General features: G+C 54.6%; 16 protein-coding genes. 13 read left to right on the top strand and 3 right to left on the bottom strand.

Annotated features, from left to right (window positions below; translation table 11 throughout):
- The first annotated feature begins 31 nt into the window (after positions 1–31).
- Positions 32–1,486 (top strand): catalase, encoded by a 1,455-nt coding sequence (locus ACA055_RS26900; protein WP_497459678.1) that lies wholly within the window; start codon positions 32–34, stop codon positions 1,484–1,486.
- A gap of 149 nt (positions 1,487–1,635) precedes the next feature.
- Complete coding sequence (bfr, locus tag ACA055_RS26895) at positions 1,636–2,100, top strand: bacterioferritin (RefSeq protein ID WP_007943775.1); 465 nt, start codon at positions 1,636–1,638, stop codon at positions 2,098–2,100.
- A 64-nt stretch (positions 2,101–2,164) separates the two neighbouring features.
- Here the strand turns inward: bfr and uvrA are convergent, their stop codons facing one another.
- Positions 2,165–4,999 (bottom strand): excinuclease ABC subunit UvrA, encoded by a 2,835-nt coding sequence (gene uvrA, locus ACA055_RS26890; RefSeq protein WP_497681345.1) that lies wholly within the window; start codon positions 4,997–4,999, stop codon positions 2,165–2,167.
- 191 nt (positions 5,000–5,190) lie between these two features.
- Between uvrA and ACA055_RS26885 the strand changes: the two genes are divergently transcribed.
- The 10 genes from ACA055_RS26885 (at position 5,191) to ACA055_RS26840 (ending at position 18,168) form a co-directional block, all read left to right on the top strand.
- Positions 5,191–6,588, top strand: a complete 1,398-nt coding sequence (locus ACA055_RS26885) for an MFS transporter (protein WP_497681344.1) — start codon at positions 5,191–5,193, stop codon at positions 6,586–6,588.
- 9 nt (positions 6,589–6,597) lie between these two features.
- On the top strand, positions 6,598–7,128 hold the full coding sequence (locus ACA055_RS26880) for a single-stranded DNA-binding protein (RefSeq protein WP_008145505.1): 531 nt from the start codon (positions 6,598–6,600) through the stop codon (positions 7,126–7,128).
- Positions 7,129–7,495: 367 nt separating this feature from the next.
- On the top strand, positions 7,496–8,566 hold the full coding sequence (locus tag ACA055_RS26875; RefSeq protein ID WP_497681343.1) for a site-specific integrase: 1,071 nt from the start codon (positions 7,496–7,498) through the stop codon (positions 8,564–8,566).
- A 1-nt stretch (position 8,567) separates the two neighbouring features.
- Entirely contained in the window at positions 8,568–10,142 is a 1,575-nt protein-coding gene (locus ACA055_RS26870; RefSeq protein WP_497681342.1) for a site-specific integrase, read from the top strand.
- On the top strand, positions 10,139–12,127 hold the full coding sequence (locus ACA055_RS26865) for an integrase (protein ID WP_497681341.1): 1,989 nt from the start codon (positions 10,139–10,141) through the stop codon (positions 12,125–12,127). Before ACA055_RS26870 ends, ACA055_RS26865 begins: the two co-directional genes overlap by 4 nt.
- Positions 12,114–12,605, top strand: a complete 492-nt coding sequence (locus ACA055_RS26860) for a protein kinase (RefSeq protein WP_497681340.1) — start codon at positions 12,114–12,116, stop codon at positions 12,603–12,605. Before ACA055_RS26865 ends, ACA055_RS26860 begins: the two co-directional genes overlap by 14 nt.
- 473 nt (positions 12,606–13,078) lie before the next feature.
- Positions 13,079–14,641, top strand: a complete 1,563-nt coding sequence (locus ACA055_RS26855) for an MltF family protein (protein ID WP_497681339.1) — start codon at positions 13,079–13,081, stop codon at positions 14,639–14,641.
- 148 nt (positions 14,642–14,789) lie between these two features.
- On the top strand, positions 14,790–15,452 hold the full coding sequence (locus ACA055_RS26850) for a hypothetical protein (RefSeq protein WP_497681338.1): 663 nt from the start codon (positions 14,790–14,792) through the stop codon (positions 15,450–15,452).
- Between the two features lie 57 nt (positions 15,453–15,509).
- A complete protein-coding gene (ppk2, locus tag ACA055_RS26845; RefSeq protein WP_497681337.1) occupies positions 15,510–16,331 on the top strand; it encodes a polyphosphate kinase 2 in 822 nt (273 codons plus the stop codon).
- 49 nt (positions 16,332–16,380) lie between these two features.
- Positions 16,381–18,168 (top strand): SulP family inorganic anion transporter, encoded by a 1,788-nt coding sequence (locus ACA055_RS26840; RefSeq protein ID WP_497681336.1) that lies wholly within the window; start codon positions 16,381–16,383, stop codon positions 18,166–18,168.
- Positions 18,169–18,185: 17 nt separating this feature from the next.
- Here the strand turns inward: ACA055_RS26840 and ACA055_RS26835 are convergent, their stop codons facing one another.
- Positions 18,186–18,554 carry a DUF5064 family protein gene (locus ACA055_RS26835; protein WP_497681335.1) on the bottom strand — a complete coding sequence of 123 codons (369 nt, stop codon included), beginning with the start codon at positions 18,552–18,554 and terminating at the stop codon, positions 18,186–18,188.
- Between the two features lie 755 nt (positions 18,555–19,309).
- Entirely contained in the window at positions 19,310–19,762 is a 453-nt protein-coding gene (locus tag ACA055_RS26830; protein ID WP_497681334.1) for a potassium channel family protein, read from the bottom strand.
- Positions 19,763–20,226: 464 nt separating this feature from the next.
- On the opposite strand from ACA055_RS26830, the gene ACA055_RS26825 reads away from it, so the two are divergent.
- Positions 20,227–21,330 carry an AI-2E family transporter gene (locus ACA055_RS26825; RefSeq protein ID WP_497681333.1) on the top strand — a complete coding sequence of 368 codons (1,104 nt, stop codon included), beginning with the start codon at positions 20,227–20,229 and terminating at the stop codon, positions 21,328–21,330.
- The last annotated feature ends 184 nt before the right edge of the window (positions 21,331–21,514 follow it).

The following is a 21,514-nucleotide window of genomic DNA, read 5'->3' as shown; positions in this document are numbered from 1 at the left end:
AGTTCCAAAACTGACAGAGGAAAAAGATCGCATGAGCCAAAATAAAACGCTTACGACCGCCAGTGGCGCTCCTGTCGCCGACAACCAGAATTCCCGCTCCGCCGGCCCTCGTGGTCCGCTGCTGCTCGACGATTTTCACCTGATCGAGAAGCTTGCCCACTTCAATCGCGAAAACATTCCTGAGCGTCGCGTGCACGCCAAAGGCTCGGGTGCCTACGGTACGTTCACCGTTACCCGTGATATCACTGAGTACACCAGTGCCAAGCTGTTCGAGTCCGTTGGCAAGCAAACCCCGACCTTCCTGCGGTTTTCCACGGTAGGTGGTGAACGGGGTTCGGCTGATACCGAGCGCGATCCACGGGGCTTCGCCCTGAAGTTCTATACCGAGGAAGGCAATTGGGACATCGTTGGCAATAACACGCCAGTGTTCTTCATCCGCGATCCTTTGAAATTCCCGGACTTTATTCATACCCAGAAACGTCTGCCGCAAAGCAATCTGAAAAGCGCACAAATGATGTGGGACTTCTGGTCGCACTCACCTGAGGCGTTGCATCAGGTCACTATTCTGTTCTCGGACCGCGGCATCCCCGATGGCTACCGTCACATGCACGGCTTCGGCAGTCACACCTACAGCCTGATTAACGCCAATGGCGAGCGTCACTGGGTGAAGTGGCACTACAAGACCAAGCAAGGGATCAAAAACCTGGCGCCGGCAGAAGCAGCACGCCTGGCTGGTACAGATCCGGATTACGCACAGCGTGATCTGTTCGGCGCGATCGAGCGTGGTGATTTTCCGAAATGGCGCGTGTGCATCCAGATCATGACCGAGGCTCAGGCCGCAGCGCACTATGAGAACCCGTTTGACGTGACCAAAACCTGGTCGCAGAAAGAGTTTCCGCTGATCGAAGTGGGCGAGTTGGAGCTTAATCGCAACCCGCAGAATTACTTTGCTGAAGTCGAGCAAGCGGCGTTCGGTCCAAGCAACATGGTCCCAGGCGTCGGTTTGTCGCCTGACCGCATGTTGCAGGGGCGCGTGTTCGCTTACGCCGATGCTCACCGCTACCGTATTGGCACCAACCACCAGCAATTGCCGGTGAACGCACCTCGCAGCCCGGTGAACAGCTATCAGCGCGACGGTTCGATGGCGTTTGGAAGCAATGGCGGTGCTACACCTAACTACGAGCCGAACAGCTACATCGAATCGCCGAAACAAGCGCCTCGCTATGCAGAGCCGGCGCTGGCGCTGAGTGGTGCAGCTGATCGTTACGATCATCGCGAAGATACTGACTACTACAGCCACGCGGGTGCGCTGTTCCGTCTGATGAATGATGAGCAGAAAACCCTATTGATCAACAACATTGCCGGTGCGATGGCCGGGGTCTCCGGTGATGTGGTTGACCGTCAACTACAACACTTCTTCAGGGCCGACCCGGCGTACGGAGAAGCAATCGCAACGGCGTTGGGCGTACAGCTTAACGAAGTCTAAACGAGAAGCAGAACCGCCCTCATTAGGGCGGTTTTTGCGTTATTTAAACCACTTTTCTCAGAATATCTTCGCTTTTATCGCGCAGGCAGAGTGACCAAACAGTCTGCTTGGTTCAAACTACAGACTTTCAAGCAGGGAGATGTAGGGCGATGCAAGGCCACCCAGACGTAATCGATTACCTCAACACGTTGCTGACCGGCGAACTGGCGGCGCGTGATCAATATTTCGTCCATTCGCGGATGTATGAGGACTGGGGTTTCACCAAGCTCTACGAACGTATCAACCACGAGATGGAAGAAGAGGCCGGGCACGCTGATGCCCTGATGCGTCGGATTCTGATGCTCGAAGGCACGCCGCGCATGCGTCCGGACGACCTTGATGTCGGCACTACCGTGCCGGACATGCTCGCCGCTGACCTGCGACTGGAATACAAAGTCCGCGCCGCGCTTTGCAAGGGCATCAAGCTCTGCGAGCAGCACAAGGACTATGTCAGCCGCGAGATGCTGCGGGTTCAATTGCATGACACCGAAGAAGACCACACCTACTGGCTTGAAAAGCAGATGGGTCTGATCAAGTTGATCGGTCTCGAGAACTACCTGCAATCCCACGCCTGATTGCACCGATACAAAAAAGCCCCTGTCACCGATGAAGTGACAGGGGCTTTTTCGTGGGCCTCATTCAGGCCTTGTCGCGAGCCAGCAGCGGCTTGAGGTAGAAGCCAGTGTGAGATTGCTTCATCTCGGACACTTCTTCCGGCGTACCGACGGCAATGATCTGGCCGCCCTTGGAGCCGCCTTCCGGCCCCAAGTCCACCAGCCAGTCGGCCGTCTTGATCACATCCAGATTGTGCTCGATCACCACTACAGTGTTGCCGTGGTCGCGCAGGCGATGCAGCACGTCGAGCAATTGCTGAATATCCGCGAAGTGCAGGCCGGTCGTCGGCTCATCGAGGATGTACAGCGTCTTGCCGGTATCGCGCTTGGACAATTCGCGGGACAGCTTCACCCGCTGGGCTTCACCACCCGACAGCGTGGTCGCTGATTGCCCGAGCTTGATGTACGACAGGCCGACATCCATCAGAGTCTGAAGCTTGCGCGCCAGAGCCGGAACTGCGTCGAAGAACACCCGCGCTTCCTCGATCGTCATCTCGAGGGTTTCGTGGATGCTCTTGCCCTTGTACTTGATCTCCAGGGTTTCGCGGTTGTAGCGCTTGCTCTTGCAGACGTCGCATGGGACATAGATGTCCGGCAGGAAGTGCATTTCCACCTTGATCAGGCCATCGCCCTGACATGCTTCGCAACGTCCGCCCTTCACGTTGAAGGAGAAGCGTCCAGGACCATAACCGCGGGAGCGAGACTCCGGCACACCGGCGAACAGTTCGCGAATCGGTGTGAACAACCCGGTGTAGGTCGCCGGGTTGGAGCGTGGCGTTCGACCGATCGGGCTCTGGTCGATGTCGACAACCTTATCCAGATGCTCCAGACCTTTGATGCTGTCGTGAACGGCCGCTTCGAGCGTCGTCGCACCGTTCAGTGCCGTAGCGCTAAGCGGGAACAGGGTGTTGTTGATCAGCGTCGACTTGCCCGAGCCGGACACGCCGGTGACGCAAGTCAGCAGACCAATCGGAATGTCCAGATCGACATCGCGCAAGTTGTTGCCACGGGCACCCTTGAGGGATAGCGACAACTTCTTGTTTCGCGGTGTGCGTTTGGCCGGCACTGCAATCTTCACACGGCCCGACAGATACTTGCCGGTCAGCGAATCTGGATGAGCCATGACTTCGGCCGGCGTACCTTCGGCGACAATGTGTCCGCCGTGTACACCTGCGCCCGGACCGATATCCACCACGTAGTCAGCCAGGCGAATCGCATCTTCATCGTGCTCGACCACGATCACCGTGTTGCCGATGTCACGCAGGTGCTTGAGGGTGCCGAGCAGCCGATCGTTGTCCCGCTGGTGCAAACCAATTGACGGTTCGTCGAGAATGTACAGAACGCCAACCAGGCCTGCGCCGATCTGGCTGGCCAGACGGATACGCTGCGCTTCACCACCGGACAACGTGTCGGCACTGCGATCCAGTGACAAATAGTCCAGGCCAACGTTGACCAGAAACTGCAGTCGCTCGCGAATTTCCTTGAGAATCTTGTCGGCAATTTCGCCGCGGCGGCCAGTGAGTTTCAGTAGGCCGAAATACTCGCAGGCGTCACCAATCGGAAGATTGGTCACCGCCGGCAGCGTCTTCTCGCCAACCCATACATGCCGCGCCTCTCGACGCAGGCGCGTGCCACGACAATCCGGGCAATGCTGGGTGCTGAGGAACTTGGCCAGCTCTTCACGCACCGAGGCGGACTCGGTTTCGCGGTAGCGACGTTCCAGGTTCGGCACGATGCCTTCGAACGGGTGCGAGCGTTTAACGATGTCGCCACGGTCGTTCAGGTATTTGAAATCGACGTTCTGCGAACCGCTGCCGTGCAAGATGAACTTCTGCTGATCGGCCGGCAGTTCATTGAACGGCACTTCCAGACTGAACTTGTAGTGGGAGGCCAATGAGCCAAGCATCTGGAAGTAATAGACGTTGCGCCGGTCCCAGCCACGAATCGCGCCTTCGGCCAGGGTCAGCTCACCATTGACCAGCCGCTTGATGTCGAAAAACTGCTTCACGCCCAAGCCATCGCAGGTCGGGCAGGCGCCGGCCGGGTTGTTGAAAGAAAACAGTTTGGGTTCGAGTTCACTGATGGCGTGGCCGCAAATCGGGCAGGCGAAGCGCGCGGAGAAGATGATTTCTTCACCAGGCTCGTCGTCCATCGGCGCGACCAGTGCGATGCCGTCCGCGAGCTTCAGAGCGGTCTCGAATGACTCGGCCAGGCGCTGTTGCAGATCGGCGCGGACCTTGAAGCGGTCCACCACCACATCGATCGAGTGCTTCTTCTGTTTATCCAGCTTCGGCAACTCGTCCAGCTCGCAGAGTCTGCCGTTGACCCGTGCCCGCACAAAGCCTTGGGCGCGCAGCTCTTCGAAGACCGAAAGGTGTTCGCCTTTACGCTCGCGGATCACCGGGGCCAGCAGCATCAGTTTGCTGCCCTCCGGTTGCGCGAGGACCAGGTCGACCATCTGGCTGACAGTCTGGGCTTCCAGCGGAATGTCGTGGTCCGGGCAGCGGGGAATACCGACGCGGGCATAAAGCAGGCGCAGGTAGTCGTAGATTTCGGTGATGGTGCCGACCGTCGAGCGCGGGTTGTGCGAAGTCGACTTCTGTTCGATCGAGATCGCTGGCGACAGGCCTTCGATGGTGTCGACGTCAGGCTTTTCCATCATCGACAGGAACTGGCGGGCGTAGGCCGACAGCGATTCAACGTAGCGGCGCTGGCCTTCGGCGTACAGCGTGTCGAATGCCAGGGATGATTTGCCGGATCCGGACAGGCCGGTGATAACGATCAGTTTGTCCCTTGGCAGGGTCAGGTCGATGTTCTTCAGGTTGTGGGTTCGGGCCCCACGAATCAGGATCTTGTCCAAAGTGGCCTCGCTCGGCGGGCGTCGAAAACGTAGGAGTATACGGCCAAATACTGGATGGATGCACACTATCAAATCAGGGCTGCGCAGCCTTACATGAAGACTGCGTCATCTATGCGCGGCAAAGCGTCGCGATATACCCCGTCAATCGATGGGACTGGTAGAATCGCCGCCGGTTCACATGAGGTTTTTCCATGCACGATCCCCACAGCGAACGCATGAGTGGCAGTGAGACCCGCGCAGCAAGCGGTCTGGCCCTGGTGTTCGCCTTCCGTATGCTTGGCATGTTCATGGTGTTGCCGGTGCTGGCGACCTATGGAATGGATCTGGCAGGAGCGACCCCAGCTCTCATCGGGCTGGCGATTGGCGCTTACGGCCTGACCCAGGCACTTTTTCAGATTCCTTTCGGCTTCGTTTCCGACCGCATCGGTCGTCGGCCGGTGATTTACCTGGGGTTAATCGTGTTCGCCCTGGGCAGCGTACTGGCGGCCAATGCCGATTCGATCTGGGGCGTCATCGCTGGACGCATCCTGCAAGGCGCCGGGGCTATTTCCGCGGCGGTGATGGCGTTGTTGTCAGACCTGACCCGGGAACAGCATCGGACCAAAGCCATGGCCATGATCGGCATGACGATCGGTCTGTCATTCGCTGTCGCAATGGTTGTAGGACCGTTGCTGACCCGAGCTTTCGGTCTGTCCGGATTGTTCCTCGCCACCGGCGCGATGGCGCTGGTGGGCATCGTGATCGTGATGTTCATGGTGCCGCGCTCCACCGGGCCGTTGCAGCACCGTGAATCCGGCGTTGCGCGCCAGGCGTTAGTGCCGACGCTCAAGCATCCGGACCTGTTGCGCCTGGACCTCGGTATTTTTGTGCTGCACGCGATGTTGATGTCGAGCTTCGTTGCATTGCCCCTGGCCTTGGTCGAGAAAGCCGGGCTGCCCAAAGAGCAGCACTGGTGGGTCTACCTGACCGCGCTGCTGATTTCCTTCTTCGCCATGATCCCGTTCATTATCTACGGCGAGAAGAAACGCAAAATGAAACGAGTTTTACTCGGCGCCGTCGTGACGCTGATGCTCACTGAGCTATTCTTCTGGCAGTTCGGCGACAGCTTGCGGGCTCTGGTGATCGGGACGGTGGTGTTCTTTACCGCGTTCAATCTGCTGGAAGCCTCGTTGCCGTCGCTGATCAGCAAGGTTTCACCGGCAGGCGGCAAAGGCACGGCGATGGGGGTTTATTCCACCAGCCAGTTCCTCGGTTCGGCACTGGGCGGCATCCTCGGCGGCTGGCTGTTTCAGCATGGCGGTTTGTCGGTTGTGTTCCTTGGATGCGCCGGTCTGGCTGCCCTCTGGCTGGCCTTTGCTGTTACCATGCGCGAACCTCCCTACGTGACGAGCCTGCGCTTGCCGTTGTCGCCCGAGGCGATCCGCGAAGCGGGTCTGGTCGAGCGCCTGAAGGCCGTCGTAGGGGTAACAGATGCAGTGATCGTCGAAGATGAAGCGGCGATTTACATCAAATTGGACACAGAACTATTGGATCGCACCACCCTTGAACGCCTGGTGAACAACCCGGCCGGGGCAGCGTGCGTAGCCTAGGAGAACGTTATGGCCCGTGGGGTTAACAAAGTCATATTGGTCGGCACTTGCGGCCAGGATCCCGAAGTTCGCTATCTGCCTAACGGTAACGCCGTGACCAACCTGAGTCTGGCGACCAGCGAACAGTGGACCGACAAGCAAACCGGTCAGAAGGTCGAGAAGACCGAATGGCACCGTGTTTCGATGTTCGGCAAGGTTGCCGAAATTGCCGGCGAATACCTGCGTAAAGGTTCGCAGGTCTACATCGAAGGCAAGCTGCAGACCCGCGAGTGGGAAAAAGACGGTATCAAGCGTTACACCACTGAAATCGTGGTCGACATGCAAGGCACCATGCAACTGTTGGGCGGCCGTCCACAGCAGGGCGACCAACAAGGCGGGGGCAATAACTACCAGCAGTCCGCCCCAGCCCCACGCCAACAGGCTCCGCGTCCGCAGCAGTCGGCAGCACCGCAACAGTCGCGTCAGGCTCCGGCTCCACAGCAGGCCGCTCCGCAACCGGCTCCGGATTTCGACAGCTTTGATGACGATATTCCGTTCTGAACCTCATAAGGTCGGAATGTAAAGATCTTTAGCAGGGATAAATGCTACAAAGCCCCGTAAATTAAAGACTTTATAATGAATAAGACGGCCCCGCCTCTGTAAAGAGAGCGGGGCTTTTTCTTTACATCAAAAAAGACATCAAAAAAGTAGACATAAGAGGAAAATGTAAAGTAAAAGGTTCTCATAAGGTGCAGTGTAAAGGTGGAGCATGAAGCTTGAGGTAATCCAACACCCTACGGGGGAGCGAATTCCAATTATTCTGGACGGTCAGGGGTTCCCAGTCCCGGCTCCGAATGAGTGGATTCTTTCGCGAAGGGACCTAAGTGGAAATACCCTTACTCGTAATGGGAGGGAGTTGCTCCTATTGATGGAATGGCTGGATGACTCCGGAATAGATTTGGAGTCTCGCCTTCGGTCGGACCGGATTTTCACCGAGGCCGAGCTGAATGGCGGCCTGATAGAAAGGCTGCGTCACTCAGTCAAGAAGGCAGTTCCGGGCAAAGCTCCTGTAGCACAAAACCTGACACGCATTGGGTCAGGAACCGAAAAGACTCCAGTGGGTGAAGAAACGTTTAACCAGCGCCTTCTTACGGTGAGAAATTTTTTGGTTTGGGCGTTTGGGGTCGAGTTGGGGCGCTTGAGTAGTCGAGACCCAATGTACACTCGTATGACAATGCATCAACAGCATGTTGAACGTATCATAGACAAGGCTTTTATCGCATACGCTTCCCCAGTTTCATCATTAAGAAAGTCTTTTACACGTAAAGGACTTGAATTTTTCAATAGGGCGATACATTACAAGTATCCCGCAGCTATCGGAGTTAATGAGTCAGTAAAATTCAGAAACTATATCTGCGCGATGATTATGCTCATGTATGGTCTGAGGATGGGCGAGCTTCTCAGTTTGAGGGTTCAGGATATTGTCTTCGGTAGCATTTCTGAATTGCGAGTTGTACGTCGCCCTGTCGATCCAGACGATCATAGGCGGCCTCCACCCAGAGTTAAGCGTCTCGCTAGACAGTTGCCCTTAGATAATGACGTGTTTGCGCGTGAGCTATCTGAATATATTGAAATACACCGTGAAGCGATGATGGATAACGGAGATGTCGATGACCATGAATATTTGATTGTGAGCGATGAGGGTGAGCCGTTACATTTGAATACTCTGGGCCAATATTTTCGACAGCTTCGTATTGCATTCTGCGACAGTCTGCCGCCAAACCTAACGTCAAAAATGCTACGTCACACATTCTCGATGTCTCTTGAAAGGCGGCTCCGGGAGGCGGGCTTTGATGAGGAGCACCGTCGTCAAACGTTGGCCGGGATACGCGGTGATAGCCGGCTTGAGTCGCAGGATACTTATATCCGTGCGGGAATAGTCGAATCTGCTAATGAAGTGTTAAAACAATATCACGCTGACCTGATACCGGAATTTTGATATGAGTGCCGCCCTTGCTGTTCAAGAACTTTTTGAGGTCCATCAGTGGGAGTCGATTCCCGCTGAAGTAACTACAGCTGAAGGTTACGTCCTTTCCACAGTCGGCCCAGATTGGTATTTTCCGTATACTTTATCTTCCGGTAGTACAGGGCATTTCTCCAAGATCGTAAGCTTTCACGCAAAATTGGCGTTGCAACTATACTGCGTAGATCGCGTGAGAACCGTTTCTACACATGCGGGAATGGTTATGTTTCAAGACGTTTGGCAGGTAGTTTTGAGCCGTCCTGAAGCAGTTAGCATTTCCAACGGGGATTTTAAAAATTCGCTAATCAGTGTATTTCAAAACGCCCTCAAGACTGCCCGCTCTGAGCAGCAGCTTTGGCGCATGTACCGTCCTATCCGCTGGTACATCTGGTGCTCTGAAAACTATGCCGAGCTAGGCTTCTGTGAGGCGTATGCTCTAGAGCTTGATAGCATAATCCTACCAGGGAACCCCAAAGGCGAGGCTGTAAGAAACGAGCATGTTGATAAAGGCCCTCTGAACAGGGGCTTGGAGTTGCAACAGTTGATCAATGCGATGGAACGACCCACTGATCGCTCTCTGAAGCAGTTGCAAGAGCGGGCAGCGCTTGCACTTTTCATCGCTCATGGGCGAAATCCAGGCAATCTTTCTCTTTTGTTGGAGGAGGACCTAGTGAATCTCACACCTGAATCCGAGATTCCAACGTGGGTTATAAATTATCCTAGGATCAAGAAAAGGCTAAAAAATCCTCGCGCAGATATGAAAGTTGTGCCGATTCCTACACAGTATGCTGAATACATTCTTGAACTCATTGCAGCGGGCCAGTCGATAGACTGCTCGGCGCAAGTCGACGGTAAGAAGGTATCTCTACCTCGTCCAATGTTCATAAATCCCTCGCAAAACACATCTGCACTCAATGCGGGGCGCCTTGATCAGTTGTTTCATTATGCTACATATAGTGTTACCGATCTCCTTAGGTCTTTTGTCCGCCGCCACCAAATTATGTCTCCTTTGACTCGGCGGTTACTGATTATAAGTGCCAGAAGGTTGCGATACACACTCGCCACTAACCTCGTCTTGGATGGAGTAAGCAGGAGAGAACTTGCCGAGCTTTTGGACCATTCGGATCTTCAGCATGTTGAGGTTTACTTCGAACTTGCCGAGGGAATTGTTGAGCATTTGGATAAAGCTCTTGTCGGTTTTTATGCGGAATTTTTAAAGTATTTTCAAGGGAAAGTTGTCCACCCTGGGGATGTAGTCAAAAACGTAGATGATCCCAGTAAGCTGATCCCGTGCATGGACGTCAATGAGGACATTGGTGTCTGCGGCAAAGACAGTTTGTGTGGTCTGTATCCACCTTATTCTTGCTACAAGTGCCCGAAATTCCAAGCTTACGCGGAGGCTGATCACCAAGCCGTCTACGAGTTTTTGTTCCAGAGAAGGACGCGAGTCTTGGAGGCAGGTAATTCGCGGATTGCAGTCCAGTTAGACGAAATTTTGTACGCGGTTAAACAGGTCGTATTGCTGTGTGAGTCGGAAACCGTAAAAGCATGAAGCGAATTTCTAAAGTTACGCCATTCGTCTCTTCGTTGGAGACTGATAGAAAGCAAAATTTAGCCATGCTAGTGGCGCGTGCAAAACGTCTCTCAATGCTTGGCTTCGAGACGATTGAGTGGGAGGCTGTCACATGGGTTATATCGGACGGTAAGCTTTCAGCCAGCCCAGGGAAAAGGAAGGGTGACGCTTCCATTAACTTTATGACCGCGCCGAAATTGGGAGGCGCCGCGCTCGAAGGGTCGTGGGCTGAGGCGGCTAAGTCGCTCATGTGCCTGCGGTTTCACAGAAAATCTTCTTCAATGTCTAGTCAGCGTAACTTTGTAACTGCGCTCGGCTATGTTGCCCATATCGCTGGGTCTACTGAGGTTTGGGAGCTTAAGCGTGAGGTGTTAGATAGGGCTTGTGCCCTGATTGCTTCACACTATTCTGAAACTACGGCTTATAACCTTTACAAGGCATTGCACGAATTTACTGATTATTGCGATGCGAATTTTTTGTGCAACGTGAGCCTTCGATATCGCTATCACGCGTTCAGTCGACCAAGTGCTGTCAACTCACGGGAACAGACGCGGCTGGACGATGCGCAAAATGAGACCACCAAGGCTGAAAAAATGGTTAGCCCAGAGGTTCTCCAAGCCCTAGGTGTTTTGTTTCTCGATGTGCCCAAAGATCATAATCTTCGTATTTATGTTGTGATGCTCACATTTTTGGCTTTCATGGGGCGCCGTTTTAGTGAGCTTGCAATGATGCCATTTCAATTGGTTGGGTCGGTGACCAATGGCGAGCGCTACATTTACACGTTTCCCGGTAAAGCTAAAAGCGGGGATGATCCAAGTGTTAAAAGACGTGTGTTTATTCCTACCAAAGCAGAAGAAGTTATTGAACAATGTGTCCAGGAGTTTTCAGATTTAAGTCACAGTGCCAGGGAAACGGCCAAAGAAATGCGGAGATGTGAAGGTCCGGATGTGCGCTTTATTCCTAAAGTTTCTGAGGATTACAGATTTTACAGTCTTGAATTAAGCGAGCTTGGAATTCCTAATTTAGTTGGGGTAAATGGATGGGCAAGGAAGAATGGACTGGCATTTCCTGATTTCAATAAACTCACTCTACAGGGTATAAGGCCAGCGAATCCGTCTCACTATGTCACTCGCTCGGGGATCGTTGCGTATTGCCAGTCTCTTTACAATTCTAGACAGATCGAGTGGCTGATCAAGGATTCGGAGGGTATTACTTACTTTCCTGAGAATCTTTTGCTTCTGCGTTTTATGGGGTTGTCATCAGGTATGTATTCTCGCTCCATTGCGCAACCCATAAGTCATGCAATGTTGCAAAGATTTATAAAGGTGGACATCCATACTCTGGTGGAGAAATTTGTTGCGTCTGATTTGCGGCTTAAGTTTACCAGTCATCAATTTAGGCACACGCTAAACACTTTGTTGGATGAAGGTGGGCTATCTGAGCTTATGCAAACTCGTTGGTTTAACCGTACCAATCCACGAGATACCAAGGCATATCAGCATTCCAGCCCAGCGAAGAAGGCGCTTATGTATCGTGAGATGATCAAACTTGGTGAGGTCGGAGGCCCAATTGCAGATACTTACCACCAACTCCCGGTCGCGCAGAAAGACGCATTCCTGATAGCTAAGGTTAGGGCTATCCATGATCTGGGGCCAGGATTTTGTACGCATTCCTTCGCGCAGAGCCCTTGTCCGAAAGGACTCGAATGCCAAGCGGAGTGCAACGAGTTTTCTTGGGTAAAGGCCAGTGAAGACGGTAGGGCTGAAACCATTCGGCTGTTTAAAACTCAAGTGGTGCAGGTTGCGGCTGCTGCTTCGAAATACTCATCAAAACGTAAGGGGGAAAGCGAACAGTGGCTAGCGCACGCGACTAAGAAGCTTGGCGTGATGGAAAGGCAGCTTCTTGATTATGGTGTGGATCCGCACCTTTTGAAACTGGAGGCATTGACCAGTGAACAAGAATAGTGAAAGTCGTTCTCGACGTATGACGGACACTGATATACGTCGAATTGTCAGAGACCTAGACCTCTGGGCATTGGGGGAAAAAAACGGGGAACTGTCTTGGGCCGCTGTTGAGGAAATGTCGGGATTTACACGTCAGGCTCTCAATGCACGCCCTGAGATCAAGGCAGCCTTTGGCGTTGCTAAGGCAGCGTTACGGACCGGTGGGGCTGGCAAAGCAAAGCAAGAGGCGCTCGGTGATAATGCGTTGTTGCTCAACGAGAACGCACGCCTCAAGGCTGAGATCGAGACGTACGCAGCGAGGGAAACAGCGTGGAAGGCGCGCTGGCAAAGAATCGCGTTCAACCTTAGGTTGAATAATCTTCAAGTCAGCCATATTGATCGGCCTGCACCCGATGGCGTGAAGTTGCCTTCTGAGCGCGAGACAGATTCAATTTTAAGACCATTTGACAAGGAGATACCCTCGTCCGGTCGAACGTAGTCGGGGCCACGTTTTGCCAGATTAGCGGGATCAGTGTCATATCCCTTAGCTTTCTGCGAACAAGATCCGAGCGACCAAATGGCTGAGTGGGTAATTGCACTCCACCTGACCACCCATTTGCATTGCACTTGCCCACTCATTTGCATTCGACTTGACCAGTCGTTCGCATCGGATTTGACCAGCACACTGAGTGGCCCTGACTGGCAGAAGTCGACCCAAAGCAGCCAGTCATAACGGATAGAAAATAGCAAAAAGTAGACGTTTCAGATGCATCCAAACAAAGTATTGCGATCTCACATTTGAAGCGCGAAATGTTTGAAGCTGGTCCGATGCATTGCGTCGTGACAGGCAAGTATGAACTAAGCTTTTCTGTGTGCTTGTGGATGTAGGGTCTTGGCCATCCTGGCACGGCTGAAGTCAAGGATGGAGCCGCTGGAACAAGTCAGACGATAACAGCGTGTGGAGCACTGACCATGGTGGGAATCCGCGATTGGGCCACACACCTTACGGTTCATTCCTTTGCACGCTCAGCGCTAATCTTCAACGCCGTTGCGGCGCTCGCATTCGCTCTTTTCACCGGCCCGCTCTATGCCGTAACCGAGGTAATGGCACCCCCCGAGTCACCGCAGCGTGAGCAATTGACCCTCTCGACCGATAGCGCAATGAAGCCGTGGACCGGCGATCTCGACGGGATGATCGATCGACAGGTCATCCGGGTCCTGACGGTTTACAGCAAGACTTTTTATTTCGTCGATAGAGGTGTCCAGCGCGGTACGACTTACGACTTTTTTCGCGTATTCGAGGAGGATCTGAACAAGAAGCTCAGCAAGGATAAAAAGCTGAAGCACAAAGCTCTGAAAGTACGGGTGATGTTGATTCCCGTCGCTCGGGATGAGTTGCTGCCGGCGCTGGCTGCTGGCAAAGGTGATATTGCGGCGTCTAACCTAACCATGACCGAGGAACGCAGGCAACTGGTTGATTTTACTTCACCTGTCTATCGCAACGTCAGCGAGGTGGTGGTCTCCGGTCCCGACTCGCCCGCGGTGTCCAACGTGGACCAGTTGGCGGGGCAGGTGGTCTTCGTTCGCAAATCCTCCAGTTACTACGAGAGCCTGATGGCCCTCAACCAGCGTTTCGCCAGCGAGAACAAACCGGCGGTCATCCTCAAGGAAGCACCAGAGGCCCTGGAAGACGAGGACCTGATCGAGATGCTGAACGCCGGGATGATTCCTCTCATCGTCGTGGACAAGCATAAAGCGGACTTCTGGAAGAAGGTCTTCCCGGCTATCACGGTGCATGACGACGTCACGTTACGCACCGGAGGGGAGATAGCCTGGGCGATTCGCAAGGGCAGTCCGCAGTTGCAGGCCTTCACCAATGATTTCATTACTCGTCACGGTCAGGGGACCGCCATCGGAAACATGATCCTGACGCGTTTTTTTAGAAGCGAAAAATATGTAAAGGCCTCTGTCTCCGAGTCCGAACGCAAGAAATTTATCGCATTGGTTCAGTACTTTCAGCAGTACGGGAACAAATATGATGTGGACTGGTTGCTGATGGCCGCCCAGGGATACCAGGAATCTCAACTGAATCAGGCAGCCAAGAGCAAGGTGGGGGCCATCGGTGTCATGCAGGTCATGCCCGCCACCGGCAAGGAACTCGGCGTCGGCAACATTGCTGAAGTCGAGCCAAACATTAACGCCGGGATCAAGTACATGCGTTGGATGATTGACCAGTATTATGGCAAGGAGCCCATGACCAACCTGGACAAGGCGTTGTTCGCCTTCGCTTCTTACAATGCAGGGGCGGGCAGGATTTCCAAACTTCGCAAAGAAGCCACCCTCCGTGGGCTGGACCCGAACGTCTGGTTTCACAATGTTGAGTACGTTGCCGCCGAGAAGATCGGAGCGGAGACGGTTACCTACGTCAGTAATATCTACAAATACTACATTGCCTACCAATTGATCATGCAAGCCAATGCGGCGAAAGCCGAGGCTGCGCAGACGTTGAAAGACCAGAGCAAAGAGTCGCCTTGATTGATCAATGTGACCACAGGAGCGAAAAAATCTTTTCAACCTACACTGAATTGAGTTGAGAACGCTCTGGCGAAAAGACCGGTGCTTTGGCCTGTGAACCCTTACGCAAAGGGCATCACGCTGATGGAACCGTCGCGAGGATGACCGCATGCAAAGCACTGGAGAGCAAAAGCGGGCACGTGTGCTTGGTCCGGTCGAGCGTGTCACGGAGGTCATATTCGGACTGCTCATGGCAATGACCTTCACTGGAACAATCAGCGTGGCGACGGCTGGCCAAGAGGCGGAACGTACAATGATGATCGCCGCGCTGGGTTGCAACCTCGCCTGGGGACTCGCGGATGCGGTGATGTATTTACTGCGAACCCTGATCGAGCGCACACGCAACCGTACGTTACGCACAAACCTGTGCGGTGCGGCCGATGCCGCCACCGGGCAAGCGCTCATTGCTGATGCGTTACCCCCGCGTCTCGCGGCAGTGGTCGGTTCAGATGAGCTGGAATCGCTGCGCCGCCGCGTAGTCGAGTACGCATCCATGCCGATGCAGCCGCGCCTCGGCTGGGATGATTTCAAGGGCGCAATCGGCGTTTTCCTGTTGGTGGTGTTTTCGACATTCCCACTCGTAGTACCGTTTCTGTTACTCGACCAGACGGCTCTTGCCGTACGCGTATCTAACCTGGTCGGACTTGGAGTGCTGTTCCTCGCCGGTTGGGTGCTTGCGCGATACGCAGGCGCAAAACCGTGGCAAGGCGCAATTGCATTGGCCGTCACCGGCGCTGTTCTAATCACCGCGATCATCGCGCTCGGTGGATGAGCAGACAGTGCCTACCGTGTTTACCCATCAACGACGTGTTTTGGAGAGGTCTTGGTCATGGCGAAGGACAAGAAAAAAGCCCCTAAGCGCAATTCAGCTGAAAGCCTGAAACTGAAGAACAAGGATTATCTTGAGCAACTGCGCAGCCTGCACGTCGAACTTGTCAAATTGCAGGAGTGGGTAAAAGCCAAGGGCATCAAGATCTGTATCGTCTTCGAAGGGCGCGATGGCGCTGGCAAGGGCGGGACGATAAAAGCGCTCACCGAACGCGTGAGCCCCCGTGTCTTTCGGGTGGTGGCGCTAACGGCGCCGAGTGAACGAGAGAAAAGCCAGATGTATGTCCAGCGCTACCTGCCGTACCTTCCCGCGGCTGGCGAAGTGGTGATCTTCGATCGCAGTTGGTACAACCGTGCGGGCGTCGAGCGGGTGATGGGGTTCTGCACCAAAGAGCAGGTTGCCGGTTTCCTGAAAACAGCACCCAACGTGGAGCGTGCAATCGTCGACTCGGGCGTGATCCTGCTCAAGTATTGGCTGGAAGTCAGCCCGCAAGAGCAGACCCGCCGGCTTGAGGCACGGATCAAGGATGGACGCAAAATCTGGAAGCTAACCCCAATGGATCTTAAGTCATACAGCCGCTGGTATGACTATTCACGTGCGCGTGACGACATGTTCAAGGCGACCGACACCGAACATGCCCCATGGCTGGTGGCCAACTCGAATGACAAGCGGCGGGCCCGCCTTAACATCATCACCGATTTGCTCAGCCGCATCCCGTACAAGGATGTAACACGCGAGCAGGTGATATTGCCCAAGCGGCAGAAACCAGGCGGCTATCGCGAACCGGATTATCCGCTTAGGCGAGTCCCAGAAAAATTCTGACGGGCACTTGTAAGCGAATTTGTGCTGTACACCAAAGGGCCACAGTCCTATGAGCAATTCGGATTCTTCGCCTCCCATCCCGGAACCGGGCCGGATTGCACGTCGGGATACCGGTGACGAGACCGGCTGGACCCGCTGGCTCCCCGGAATTCGCACGCTACGCGAATACCAGGTTGCTTGGTTGCGTCACGACATCATGGCCGGACTGGTGCTCACCACGATGCTGGTACCCGTTGGCATCGCTTACGCCGTGGCATCGGGCGTCCCCGGCATCTATGGGCTCTACGCGACCATCGTTCCGCTACTCGCTTATGCATTGTTCGGACCTAGCCGAATTCTGGTGCTGGGTCCGGATTCTTCGCTGGCCGCCGTTATCCTTGCTGTCGTCTTGCCACTGTCGGGAGGCGACCCCCATCGCGCCGTCGCCCTCGCGGGCATGATGGCGATCGTGTCGGGAACAGTGTGCATCCTGGCGGGCATCATGCGCTTGGGCTTCATTACGGAGTTGCTTTCCAAACCGATCCGCTACGGGTACATGAATGGAATCGCCGTGACGGTTTTGATCAGCCAATTGCCCAAGTTTTTCGGTTTTTCGATTGAGTCCGACGGCCCGCTGAGAAACTTATGGGCCATCACCACCGCAGTGATGGAAGGAAAGACCAACTGGACCGCGTTTATGGTAGGCGCAGCCACCCTGGCGGTGATCCTTCTGCTCAAGGGCAACAAGCGCGTACCAAGCATCTTGATCGCAGTGGCCGGAGCGACCGTCGCCGTAGGTGTGCTGGATCTTTCCGCGCGCGCTGGTGTGTCGGTCCTCGGTTCTCTTCCACAAGGTTTGCCTGCGTTCGCCATCCCTTGGATCACCCGCGCCGATATTGTCCCTGTCCTCATCGGCGGTTGCGCCGTCGCCCTTGTCTCGTTCGCCGACACCAGTGTGCTCTCTCGTGTCTATGCGGCGCGGACCCGTACCTATGTCGACCCGAATCAGGAGATGGCGGGGCTCGGCTTTGCCAATCTGGCCGCCGGATTTTTTCAGGGTTTTCCGATCAGTAGCAGCTCCTCACGCACGCCCGTGGCTGAGGCCGCAGGTGCCAAAACCCAGCTGACCGGAGTCGTCGGCGCGCTTGCTGTTGCCTTGCTGCTGTTGGTGGCGCCGGACCTGTTGGAGGATCTACCCACCAGCGCACTGGCTGCCGTCGTGATTGCATCGGCTATCGGCCTGATTGAAGTCGCCGACCTGCGACGCATTTATCGCATCCAGCGCTGGGAGTTCTGGCTGTCGATCGTCTGCACCATCGGCGTAGCCGTGCTGGGTGCGATTGAGGGCATTGGGCTGGCCATCGTGATTGCCGTCATCGAGTTCCTGTGGGACGGCTGGCGGCCGTATTCCGCGGTACTGGGGCGAGCCGATGGCGTCAAGGGCTACCACGACATCCAGCGCTATCCCGACGCGCGCCTTATGCCTGGCCTGGTGCTGTTTCGCTGGGATGCGCCGTTGTTTTTCGCCAACGCCGAACTGTTCAACGACCGAGTGCTCGACGCAGTGGCTGCATCGCCTACGCCAGTGCGCTGGTTAGTCGTTGCGGCAGAACCCGTCACCAGTGTGGACGTGACCTCTGCCGATATGTTGGCTGAGCTGGACGAAACCTTGCACGCGGCGGGCATCAAGTTGTGCGTGGCCGAGATGAAAGACCCGGTCAAGGACAAGCTGAAGCGATTCGGGCTTTTCGCGCGGCTTGGCGAAACGTCGTTCTTTCCAACGATAGACGATGCAGTAGACAGCTATCTCGTGATTCATCCGGTGGATTGGGCGGGTCGGCAGGGTGAGGATGGCTGAGCAACATGGGCTGACACTCAATGTCGGTCTTTATCAACGTTATCCAAATTGACTGGCTCTCCCGGTTGGACGCCGAGCTTGTCGCGAATATCCTCAAACATCGCGTCGTATTCAGCGTGCCCGCGCATGATGAGACTGGCATTGGCGGGTAGTCCATGCTTGACCGCAGCCTTGGCCACCCGGCTGGCAAAATTGAAAGCAGTGTCGCGGTGCATATCGAATTCTTCAGTGAAGCTATGACCTGATACCTCACCGACCATCTTGAAGTGCATCAGCATTCCTTCCTTGGGGTCGCAGCGGACTTCATAGTAGACATCAATGTTGTATTCCGGGACTCCGGGATTGCCATGAGGATTGGTACGATTTAGGTGACCGGGCGTGAACATGGCATGCTCCTTTTCGGGTTGATGGCTACCTTCTTGGCATCGGCTGAGTTCGAGGTTCAATTTGCTGCCGGTGCACAATTCCGTAACCGGTACGACCATTGCCGCCAACCCTCGAGGATTGGCTTTGCGGATTGTCTTCGCTTTTACTATTTCGATGACAGGACGATCCGCTGACGCCGATCGGCACGGCAACCATAACAAAGGGGATTAGGTACCTGAGCATCAGGAATCTCCAGCACTGGAAGGCCAAATGACCTGGATTTCAGTCCATGGAAATCGCATGGAGAGTGTTCCATAGCGTGCTGCTATCAACTAGCGGCAGTGTAAAACCCCCTTTAGAGCTTAGGTGATCGCTTGGCGTTTTATACTTCATGGTGCACAAAAAGAGCACCAGTACCAAAAACGCGGCACTCTTGAAGCGGAGAATGCGACCGTTATGGCAATCGCGATTAGCTCGGAGGGCACGGAATCTACCGTAGAGGTTGTTCGGTCAAAGCGCTGGTAATCAGAGCATCATTATCTCTGTCGAGGGTCAGCCAGCCGGCGACTGACCGTCCACTGGCAGAGGGCAAGCCAACTAAATGGCCACCCTCGGAAAACACTAAATTACAAAACGCCCGCTGAAAGTTTTAGCCGGTCTGTTGCATCGACCGGTTGAATCCACAACAAGCAGCGATTAACGAGAGCGTCGGTGGTCAGTAATCCCCCTCGGACTCACACAATTCTACTGGTGGTAATCCCTTTCCCCGTTTCGGTTATTTGGGCCGTTCACTCTGCTGCAACCTGCCTATGTTGTGCTTGATGACATCCAACACCGCAGCGGTCATCACCGAGGTGGAGACTCCAAACATTAGGATGCCATTGGCCGCCTCCATCGGGCCGAGCAGGCGCCAGCGTGGGGACATGATGATGTCACCGTAACCCAGAGTGGCGAAGTTGACCCCGGAGTAATACAGCGCAGCGTCGAAGTCGTCAAATTCGCCGAGCAGCATGAACAGGGTTGCCCATATCGCCATCTGTACAAAATTCCCAAGCAACATCAGCAACATCACCATCGATAGCAAGAGGATATCCTGCGATTGCAAATTACGGCTTTGCTGGGTATGCCTGAAATGCGCGTAGTTCCGCAGGCATATGGTCAGAAAAATGGCCTGCAATAGCAGGCAAAGCACCATAACGGGGAGGCCGGTCAGTAGATTGAGAAGCATAGGTGACCTCTTTAGCGGGTGGGCTGTCGCACGCAGCGGCGTTGGTCGAACAGGTGGACCATCAGGCAGGTATCTAGGGTAACGGCGATAAGCAACCGCATACGCACGGCGAAGTTGGTCTAGACATACTTGCTGACAGCGCTTAGCCATTAGTTTGGTCGCCGCCCGTGCCACCTCTTGGAAATTCGTGTTTGCTGGCTATGGAAGTCTAGGGTGAATTGGTGCTCACTGCATGGATTGAGTCTTGCGCGCCACTGTTGAAAGCTCGTCTGCCATTGGGGTAACAAGATCGTTCAACCTACAATGGGGTTGGAAAAGGCCTCTCCCTCCCGACAGCGATCGTGTCAGGGACGACGCGGCCCCATTGCGGACAGTCGTGAGAGCGGCCAACACGTAGATTGTCAGCACGTCTATGCTCGACTTACCCATCTCATGCGTTGGCTCCTATCTACAGGATGAAATCAATGGTTCCCACACCCATTTTCGAGAAGGCTTTTTCCCGAGGTCTGCTCGATGTACTGATTCGTGCCGGACTGATTGCCGTTCTGGTGATTTTCTGTTTTCGGATACTCCACCCATTTCTTGATCTGATGCTGTGGTCGTTGATCCTGGCAATCACCCTCTACCCATTGCAAGTCAGGTTCAAAGGCGTGGTGGGAAACAAGGACGGGATCACCGCGACGCTGATCGTGTTGATCGCCATCAGTATCCTTATGGTGCCAGTCTATTTGTTAGGAACCTCGATTGCAGATTCCGTGGAGAGGGTCATGACCATGGTCAAAACTGACAGTTTCCATATTCCGCCACCGTCCGATGCGGTAGCCGGCTGGCCACTCGTGGGGAAACCTCTTCATAGCTTATGGGTGCAAGCCGTCACCGACCTGCCCGATCTGGTACAGAAATTCATACCGCAAATCAAAGGTGTCAGCCTCTCCCTGCTGAGCAAGCTTGCGGGTATCGGCATGGGGCTCCTTTTATTCATTGTCGCCCTGATTATTGCCGGTATTTTTGTCGCGTATGGCGAAAGTGGCCACCGCAGTGCGGTGCAAATCGTTTCGCGCTTCTGCGGTCCAATCAAGGGACCGAAAATCACCGAGCTGTGCACCGCTACCATCCGGGCAGTGGCATTGGGTGTGATCGGTATCGCCTTCATTCAGATGCTGTTGGTTGGCATCGGCTTTGTGCTCATGGACATCCCCGGCGCAGGTCTTCTCGCCTTGGCGGTGCTGTTTCTTGGCATCATGCAGTTACCGGCCACCCTAATTACCCTTCCGGTTATCGTCTTCGTTTTCGCGAGTGAAGGTGCCAGTACAGCGACCATTGTGTTTGCCATCTATGTCTTCATCGCAGGATTGGTCGATAACGTCCTCAAACCGTTGTTACTAGGTCGTGGTGTCGATGTGCCGATGCCTGTGGTACTGATTGGAGCCTTAGGCGGCATGGTCACGAGCGGTATCCTCGGCCTGTTTATTGGTCCTGTGATACTTGCGGTCGGCTATCAGCTGTTCTGGCAATGGGTGGAGGATCAAGCGCAAGATCTCGGGCCAGACGAGCAGCGGCAGATCTGACGCAACTTGGCTCGCTCCATGTCTCCTCTATTTCATCGGTTGCAAACCCTCAACTCAGTCATTAACTGACATTTTGATGAGTGACTGCTTCTGGCCGTTTTTTGCCGGTCAAGGCCACTCAGTATGCTGGTCAAATCCGATGCAAACGACTGGTAAAGTCGAATGCAAATGGGTGGTCAAGTCC

The organism is Pseudomonas sp. LBUM1657 (assembly GCF_059716075.1).
The sequence above is the reverse complement of the archived record's forward strand: the minus strand, read 5'-3'. Positions and strand labels throughout refer to the sequence as shown.